The organism is Trebonia sp., assembly GCF_049794275.1.
Lineage (GTDB): Bacteria > Actinomycetota > Actinomycetes > Streptosporangiales > Streptosporangiaceae > Trebonia.
The window spans coordinates 1-8,285 of sequence record NZ_JBARCR010000362.1; the positions used below are offsets into that span (position 1 = coordinate 1).

The 8,285-nt window shown below is 70.2% G+C and carries 8 protein-coding genes; 2 read left to right on the top strand and 6 right to left on the bottom strand.

Annotated elements, in window-relative coordinates:
- A partial coding sequence (locus WA805_RS09920; protein ID WP_425242193.1) for a hypothetical protein occupies nucleotides 1-429 on the top strand: 429 nt, incomplete at its 5' end.
- 74 nt (nucleotides 430-503) lie between these two features.
- Here WA805_RS09920 and WA805_RS09925 read toward each other — a convergent pair.
- Nucleotides 504-1,328 (bottom strand): MaoC/PaaZ C-terminal domain-containing protein, encoded by an 825-nt coding sequence (locus WA805_RS09925; RefSeq protein ID WP_425242194.1) that lies wholly within the window; start codon nucleotides 1,326-1,328, stop codon nucleotides 504-506.
- A 134-nt stretch (nucleotides 1,329-1,462) separates the two neighbouring features.
- Here WA805_RS09925 and WA805_RS09930 point away from each other — a divergent pair, with 134 nt between their 5' ends.
- Complete coding sequence (locus WA805_RS09930) at nucleotides 1,463-2,212, top strand: PHP-associated domain-containing protein (RefSeq protein WP_422290428.1); 750 nt, start codon at nucleotides 1,463-1,465, stop codon at nucleotides 2,210-2,212.
- Here the strand turns inward: WA805_RS09930 and WA805_RS09935 are convergent.
- Genes WA805_RS09935 through WA805_RS09955 form a run of 5 tightly spaced genes read right to left on the bottom strand, consistent with a single transcriptional unit; the run spans nucleotide 2,173 to nucleotide 8,264 of the window.
- A complete protein-coding gene (locus tag WA805_RS09935) occupies nucleotides 2,173-3,288 on the bottom strand; it encodes an acyl-CoA dehydrogenase family protein (RefSeq protein ID WP_425242195.1) in 1,116 nt (371 codons plus the stop codon). The genes WA805_RS09930 and WA805_RS09935 overlap by 40 nt on opposite strands.
- The gene (locus WA805_RS09940; protein ID WP_425242196.1) at nucleotides 3,285-5,495 is read right to left on the bottom strand and encodes an acetate--CoA ligase family protein; all 2,211 of its coding nucleotides are present in this window, start codon (nucleotides 5,493-5,495) and stop codon (nucleotides 3,285-3,287) included. Before WA805_RS09940 ends, WA805_RS09935 begins: the two co-directional genes overlap by 4 nt.
- A complete protein-coding gene (locus WA805_RS09945) occupies nucleotides 5,495-6,718 on the bottom strand; it encodes an acyl-CoA dehydrogenase family protein (RefSeq protein ID WP_422339986.1) in 1,224 nt (407 codons plus the stop codon). Before WA805_RS09945 ends, WA805_RS09940 begins: the two co-directional genes overlap by 1 nt.
- A gap of 10 nt (nucleotides 6,719-6,728) precedes the next feature.
- Complete coding sequence (locus WA805_RS09950; RefSeq protein WP_425242197.1) at nucleotides 6,729-7,256, bottom strand: hypothetical protein; 528 nt, start codon at nucleotides 7,254-7,256, stop codon at nucleotides 6,729-6,731.
- Nucleotides 7,257-7,259: 3 nt separating this feature from the next.
- Entirely contained in the window at nucleotides 7,260-8,264 is a 1,005-nt protein-coding gene (locus tag WA805_RS09955) for a hypothetical protein (RefSeq protein ID WP_425242198.1), read from the bottom strand.
- Nucleotides 8,265-8,285: the final 21 nt, after the last annotated feature.

Genomic DNA, 8,285 nt, shown 5'->3' on the forward strand with positions numbered 1-8,285 from the left:
GCCGGGATGACCGCCGCGGGCCTGGCGGTCGCGGCACTGGTGCTGTTCGGGCTCGCCCTGAGCGGAGCCAGCTCGACGGCACCCGCGGCCACCGGCACCGCCCTGACGACCACCACGATCAGCGGCACCACCGTACTGACCAACGCCAACGGCCGCACGCTCTACTCCTTCGCCCCCGACACCCCGACCGCCTCCAAGTGCTACGGCAGCTGCGCCGCGTACTGGCCCCCAGTGACCGGCACCACCGCCGCCGGGCAGGGCCTGCCAGGCAAGGTCGGCACGATCAAGCGCACCGACGGCACTGAGCAGCTCACCTACAACGGGCACCCGCTCTACACCTACATCGGCGACACCGCCCCCGGCCAGGCCAAAGGCAACAACCTCAACCTCAACGGCGGACTCTGGCACGAGGTCCCCGTCTCCCGGTGAGAGGCGCCACGGGCCCGTTCGGAAGAATCATTCTTTTCATTCCGAACGGAAGGTGCCGGCTGTCCGAGCACGCTCTAACCCCCCTGAAACAGGCCCCTGTCGATCACGACTACGCCGTCCTCCCGCGTCGTCTGGAAGGCAGCGGTGTCGCTGCCGCGTTGCCGCCACATCGATACGGTCAGCGACTCGCCCGGCAGCACCGGGTGGCTGAAGCGGCCAGACATCGACCGGAACCTGGCGGGATCCGAGCCGCATAGCGCGTGCAGCAGAGCCCGGCCGGTGACTCCGTAGGTGCACAGACCGTGCAGGATCGGCTGGCTGAAGCCGCCCCTGGCCGCGAACTTCGGATCGACGTGCAGCGGGTTGCGGTCACCGGACAGGCGGTAGATCAGCGCCTGCTCGGGCCTGGTCCGCAAGACGACCCGCAGATCGGGCTCCCGGTCCGGGCGCTCCCACGGCGGGCCGGCGCCGCGCGGGCCGCCGAAGCCGCCTTCTCCGCGGATGAACGTCCCGCTCCGCGCGGTCACGAGCGGCTCGCCGGTATCCGCGTCCGTCGCGACGTTCTCGCTGACCACGAGCGCCCCCGAGCCCTTGTCGTAGATACCGGTCACGGTCGAGACCGTACGGACGGTGCCCGTCACCGGCAGCGGCCGGTGCAGCTCGAAGAACTGCTCGGCGTGCACCAGCATCGCCCGGTTGAAGTCGCCGAGACTTCGGCCGGCCCGCGCCTGGGCGATCAGCACGCCGAACGTCGGCAGCACCTTCTGCTCGATCCCCTCGCAGTTTTCTGTCGTGAACTCCAGCTCCTCCAGGGGGCTGCCCAGTCCGGCTCCGACGCCCACCGCGTACAGCAGGGCGTCCTTGCTGTCCCAGGACCGCAGCTGCGGTTCACTCGGCACTCCTACCAGGCTGCGATCGAGTCCCATGGGCAACCTCCGTCGCCGGGCGATGCGCGGATTGCGAGAGCTGACGATATTAGAATACGTTTCTATTATTATCGCTGGCCAGGGAGGAGCGGGCCCAGTCCCGATCGATGCCTGTTGACCGGCCGGTCCCCGGCTCGCGAGCGCCTGCCGGGCGGGTGCGGGTGGATTGCCACTTGCACACCGCCGCGTCCGGCGACTCCGTGCTGACGCTCGAGCAGCTCGCCGAGCGGGCCCGGCAGACCGCCCTGGACGTGGTCTGCGTCACCGACCACAACGTCACGTCGGCGGCCGTCACGGCGACCGAGCGCGACCTGGGCGTGCGGATCATCGTCGGCGAGGAGATCAGGACCCCGAACGGTGACGTCATCGGGCTGTTTCTGACCGAGCGGATTCCGTACGTGCTGCCGCTCGGCGAGGTGATCAGCCGGATCAGGGCGCAAGGCGGCCTGGTGTACGTCCCGCATCCGTTCGACCCGGTGCGATCCAGCCTGGGCAGGCTGCTTCCCGGCATGTGCGCGGACGGGGCGGCGGACATCATCGAGGTCTTCAACGCGAAAGTCGCCGACCAGGCGCTGAACCAGCGGGCGGCCGGCCTGGCGGAGAGGTACTCGCTGCCCGGCGGGGCGGGTTCCGACGCACACGACGCGCCCGGCGTGGGCGCCTCCTACGTAGAGGTGCCGGACTTCGACGGCCCGGCCGGCTTCCTCGCCGCGCTGGCCGACGCCCAGGTGGCGGGTGAATTCCGCGACCACGCCCCGCGATACCCGCGCCGGCCGCCCGCCGGAACCGACGGCCGCCGCGACTTAACCGGACCAGGTCACAGCCCCAGCCGGGTCGCGAGGCGCTCCCGGTGGTAGTTGCCGTCGCCGAGGAACAGTTCGCTGGACTTCGCCCGCTTGAAATACAGGTGAGCGTCGTGCTCCCAGGTGAATCCGATGCCGCCGTGGATCTGGATGGTCTCGGCGGCCACGTGGAAGAAGGTCTCCGACGCGTACGCCTTCACCAGCGGGGCTATGACCGGGACCTCCGCCGCGCCCTCGGCGACCGCGGTGGCGGCGTAGGAGACCGCTGACCGCAGCGACTCAACCTCGAGCAGCAGGTCGGCGCACCGGTGCTTGATCGCCTGGAAGCTGCCGATGGGCCGCCCGAACTGGTGCCTGATCTTCGCGTACTCCACCGTCATGTCCAGTGCCCGCTGCGCCCCGCCGAGTTGCTCGGCGGCCAGCGCGATCGCAGCCACGTCCAGGGTGCGGTCCAGCACCGTCGCCGCGTCGCCTGGCGAGCCGATCAGCCTGCCAGGCACGTCGCTGAACTCCAGCCGGGCCAGCTTCCTGGTCTGGTCCAGTGCCGGCAGCGCGGTCCTGGTCAGCCCGGCGGCCGTCGCGTCGACCGCGAACAAGGACAGCCCCGCGGTCGTCGACGCGACCACCAGGAGCAGCCCGGCCGACTGTCCGTCAAGGACGAAGCTCTTGTGGCCGCCCAGCCTCCATCCCGTGCCGTTCTTGGTGGCCGGCATGGAGATCGCGGCCGGGTCCCAGGAGCCGTCGTCCTCGGTGAAGGCCAGCGTCGCGATGACCTCTCCTGACGCGATCCCGGGCAGCAGGTCGCGCCGGGCGCCCTCGTCCGGGCTTGCCAGCAGGGCGGTCGCCGCCAGCACGGCGCTGGCCAGATACGGGCCGCCGTACAGCGCCGCGCCGAACTCCTCAAGCACGATCGCCTGCTCGGCGAACGAGAACCCGGCCCCGCCGTAGGCCTCGGGGACGGCCAGGCCCTGCAGGCCGAGCTGAGTTCCCGCCTGTTCCCAGACACCACGGTCCGTTCCGTCTTCGCTTTCCATCAGCTCGCGGACCCGGGTCAGCGGCGCCCGGGCTGTCAGGAAGCGCCTGACCGAAGCGCGCAGCTCGTCCTGCTCCGCGGTGGTACCCAGCATCATTTCGATGGCTCCGTCTCCGTGACAATGAGGACGTCGAGCGCCTCTACCTGATCTCCGTTCACCCACAGCGGGTTGACCTCGAGCGCGCGCAGCGCGCCGTTCAGCGACAGGGCGACGGCGGCGAGCCCGGCGATCGCCTCGGCTATCGCGTCCAGGTTGGCGGGCTGCGCGCCGCGCGCGCCCTGCAACAGCGGCAGCCCGCGCAGTTCCCCGAGCATGCGCTTGACCTCGGCCTGGTCGACGGGCAGCACTCGCAGGCTGGTGTCGTGCAAGATCTCGACCCAGATCCCGCCAAGGCCCACCGCGAGCACCGGGCCGAACGTCGGGTCGATGGTGACGCCCGCGAGCAGTTCCGCCCCGCCGGAGCGCATCGCCGTCACGAGCACGCCGTCGACGCGCGCTCCGGAGACGGCCTCGCCCGCGGCGCGCACCTTCTCATACCCGGCCCGCACGGCCGTCTCGGAGTTCAGCCCGAGCGCCACCCCGCCGATATCTGACTTGTGCGTGATCTGCGCCGAACAGACCTTCAGCGCGGCCGGCAGCCCGACCCGCCTGGCGATGGCCACGGCCTCATCCGCGGATGTTGCCACCTCTCCGGGCACCACCGGCACGCCGGACGACGCGAGCAGTTGCCGCGCCTCGGCCTCAGGCCAGGGACCGGAGACCGGGACGGCGGGCGGGGACACCGAGCGGGCGGGGAGCCCGGGGTGTCCTGGGTGCCCGGGGTGCCCGCCCCGGTTCTCCAGCCAGCGCAGCGCGTTGCTCACCGCCTTGAGCCCCGTATTGAGCCCGCCAAGCATGGTCAGGCCGCGCTGGCTCAGCATCTCGCGCCCATAGGCGCTGACGTCGACGCAAGTGGCGCCGATCGGGATGACCGGGATGGGCGCGGAGGCCATCCGCCGGGCCAGCCAGTCGAGGCGTGCCTCCAGCGTCGCCGCCATGTCCTCGTCCTGCGGCCTTGTGTCCGGCAGGTTCACCCCGTTGAACAGGACGAAGTCCAGGTTGGGGTCGTCCACCGCGGCATCGAGCGCGTGGTCGATGGCGGTCATCGTGCCTGTCCTGGCGCTCACGTTGGCCAGGCCGAAACCCGTGACGTCCAGCGGGTTGCGCGCGCTGGCGAACGGCGGCAGGTGCTGGGCGATCGCCGCCGCGGTCGGCGGCGCGAAATCCGGGATCTGCAGGCTCTCCGTGCTGGCCGCGTCGGCGATGATGTCGCACGAGCCGCCGGAAGCGGTGAGCACGCCCATCCGGCGCCCGCGCGGCCACCTGTTGTAGCCGAGCATCGCGCCCGTGGTCAGCAGTTCCTCCAGGCTGGTGACCCGGATGACGTTGAGCTGGCGCAGCGCCGCGTCCACGACCGCGTCGTTGCCGGCCACCGCGCCCGTGTGCGCCAGGGCCGCCTGCTGGCCGACCTGGCTCGAGCCGACCTTGAGCGCGACGATCGGCTTGCCCGCGCGGCTGGCCTTCTCGGCCACCCGCGCGAACTTGGCCGGGTCGCCGATCTCTTCGAGGAACAGGCAGATGACCTTGGTCGCGTCGTCCTCGATGAGGTAGTCGATTACGTCGACCGTCTTGATCATGCACTCGTTGCCCACCGAGGTGAGCACGCTCACCCCGATGGCGTGCGCCCGGGTGAAGGCGAGCACCACGCTGGCCAGGGCGCCGCTTTGCAGCACGACGGCCACGGGGCCGGCGATCAGCGGCGGCGGGACGGTCAGCGCGTAGGGCGCAGCCCGCGTGCGCGCGTTGAGGAACCCCAGGCAGTTCGGGCCCAGCACGGTGATGTCGTTGGCGATCGCCCGTGACACCATCGCGTCCTCCAGCGCCCGGCCGTCGTCGCCCACCTCCCGGTAGCCCGAGGCGAGGACCACAGCGTTCTTGACGCCCGCGGCGCCCATATCGGCAAGGACGCTCTCGACCGCCTGCACGGGCGCCAGGATGAACGCCAGGTCGGCAGGCTCCGGCAGGTCGCACAGGCTGGGCACGACCGGCAAGCCGTACGCGGTCCTGGCCCTGGGGTGCACGATCATCAGCGGCCCGCCGAATCCGGTCGTCTGGCAGCTGGCAACGATGAACCTGCCCCACCCGGAGTTGTCCGAGGCGCCCACCATGACGATGCTCTTCGGGGCGAAGAACTCGCGCAGCCGCCGCGGGGTGACGAGCTCGCGCGACGCGACGTAGTTCGCGGCGGCGGCCGGCGTCCCCATCAGGGCGCCACCCGTGGCTCCTTGGGCAGGCCGAGCGCGCGCTCGCCGATGATGTTCCGCTGGATCTCGCTGGTCCCTGAGTAGATCGTGCCCGCCCGGCTGCTCAGGAACACGTTCTGCCACTTGCTGACCTGATAGCCGTCGCCGTCCGGTCGCAGCAGGCCGTCCGGGCCCTCGATGCTGATCGCGATCTCGCCGAGGCGCTTGTGGTACTCGCTCCAGAAGAGCTTCGCGATCGACGCCTCCGGGCCCGGCGGGCGGCCCGCGGCCACCCGCGCCAGCGTGCGCAGTCCGCTGTACCGCATGAGCTCGACCTGGGTGTAGGCCCAGGCGAGCTGCTGCCGGACCAGCGGGTCGGCGGTCTTGCCCCGCTTGCGCGCCATCTCCACCAGGTCCCAGAACTCGCGCTCGAACCCCAGGTGGGCGACCGTGGCCTGGCCGCCGCGCTCGTGGCCGAGTGTGGTCATGGCGACCCGCCAGCCGTTGTTCAGCCCGCCGATCACGTTGAACAGCGGCGCCCGGACGCCGTCCAGGAAGTCCTCGCAGAACTCCGCCGCGCCCGAGATCTGCTTGATGGGCCGGTACTGGACACCGGGATCCTTGAAGTCGATCAGCACGTAAGACAGTCCGGCGTGCTTCTCCGCGTCCGGGTCGGTCCGGCAGAGCAGGAACATCCGGTTGGCCCTGGCCGCTCCCGACGTCCAGACCTTCTGCCCGGTGACGGCGATCTCGTCTCCCTGCACGACGCCGCGCGTCTCCACCGCGGCGAGGTCCGAGCCGTGGTTGGGTTCGGAGAACCCCTGGCAGTACACGTCGTCGCCGGAGATGATCCGCGGCAGGAAGTACGCCCGCTGCTCGGGCGAGCCGTGCACGATGATGGACGGGCCGACCAGGCTCTCCCCCATGCCGCGAGTGACGCGCGGCACGCCCGCCCGGTAGAACTCCTCGTTGAGGACGGCGAGGCGCACGGCGTCCATGCCCTGCCCGCCGTACTCTTCCGGCCACTGCGGGCAGATCAGCCGCCTGGCCAGCAGCCTGGCCGCCCACTCGGCGTAGGCCGGGTCGGCCATCGCCACGGCCAGCTGGGCGCCGCGCCGGCCGCCTGCGGTCATGGGCATGGTCCAGTCGATGAGCCCGGCGAGGCCCGGCGGCGTCTCGGCCGCGATCCAGGCCCGCAGCTCCGCCCGGAACCGCGCGATCTCCGGGCCAAGGTCAAGTTCCATGGAAAGCCTCCTATGACGGTCCGATCCGCTCCGGATACTCGGCTGGCACGCCGCCGATCACCGCGAGGCACTCCACGAAGAAGTAGATCGACTTGAAGAACTCAAGCAGGTCGCCCTCGGTGAGCAGCATCTTCCGGTACATGACCGTGCGCTGCGCGTCGTACCCCTCGTGCAGCGCCTTCCAGTCCCGGTAGTCCATAGCGAGCGTGTACGTGGCATGGATCCCGGCGCCCGGGTCGCCGGGGTCGCCCGGGTCGGCGATCTGGCAGCCGGTCACGACGCCGTCGCCCCACTCCACGAACAGGGACACCGCTTCGCCGGACTGGGCGGGGTGCCCGGGACGCCCGGGGCGCCCAGGGCGCTCGGGCAGGTCCCGGCACACCAGCGCCCACGAAGAGGCGTACTTGCCCTTGATCTTCTCGAAGAAGTCCCAGTACATCTGGAGTTTCCCGGCGCGAGCCTGTACCGACGGCCCGGCGGTGAGCGCGTCGCGGACCGCGCCGGCCCACTCACTGGTGAAGAAACCGGGTGCCGCCATGGGTCATCCGCCCGCCAGCACCGGCTGTGCCCGGTTGAGCATGTCCTCGATATCGGGAGCGAGGTCGATGCCCACGTCGTTCAGCTTGCGCCGCAGCTGCTGGCGGAACAGGAGCCGCACCTCCTCATCGGTCCAGCCGAGCGGCTCGTAGTAGATCCGCCGGCTCACCACGCCGGACGAGGCCAGGATCGTCCGCAGGGTGTTGTGGATCTCGTTGATCATCGTCGGGTCCTTGCGGACGGCCTGCTGCAGGTAGCGCATGCCGCCCTGCACGTGCCGCGATTCGTCGCGGCACGTCGCCGTGAAGCCGGTGTAGTAGGCCGGAAGGAACCCGCGCCAGCGGGCGTACGAGAGCGTGACCTTCATGACCGACAGCGCGAGCACGCCCTCGATCCACAGGAAGTAGTTCGTGCCGTAGCGGACGCGCGCCCGCTCGTCGTACGGGTTGCGCCTGACTTCATCCGCCTGGTACGCGAGCAGCCCGAACGGCCCGACGAACGTCTCGGACACCCAGGAGAACGACGCGTCAAGCACGGCCATGATGTCGTCTCCCCGCAGGCCGACCACCTCACGGTAGAACCGGTCGAAGAAGACCGTGTGCCGGGCCTCGTCCTCGATCTGCGCGGCGATGTGGAGCTTCTCCTCCTCGCTGGCGCCGATCATGAACACCGGCAGCTCAATCTCGACTTGCCGCTCCCCGTGATGGAAGCCAGACGCGATGGCGATGAACGATTCCCGTTCCGCCTCGGTCATCTTCTCCGTCCAGTCCACGACATCCTGGCTGAAGTCCAGGTCGTAGACGTCCCACCGCTGCTTCAGGTACCTGCGGTAAAGCGTGGTGTAGTCCGGCAGCGACTTCAGGTCCTTGTGGACGTACTCGATGACGTCGTCGATGTCGACGTGCAGCACTCCCTCGAGGCTGGTCTCCTCGATCTCGCGCACCTGGTCCTCGGTCAGCGTGCGGGGGCCTTCCCGCAGCACCGCGGTGGGGCTTTTCCGTTCCGTCATGCAAGCATTCGACTTTCCGTG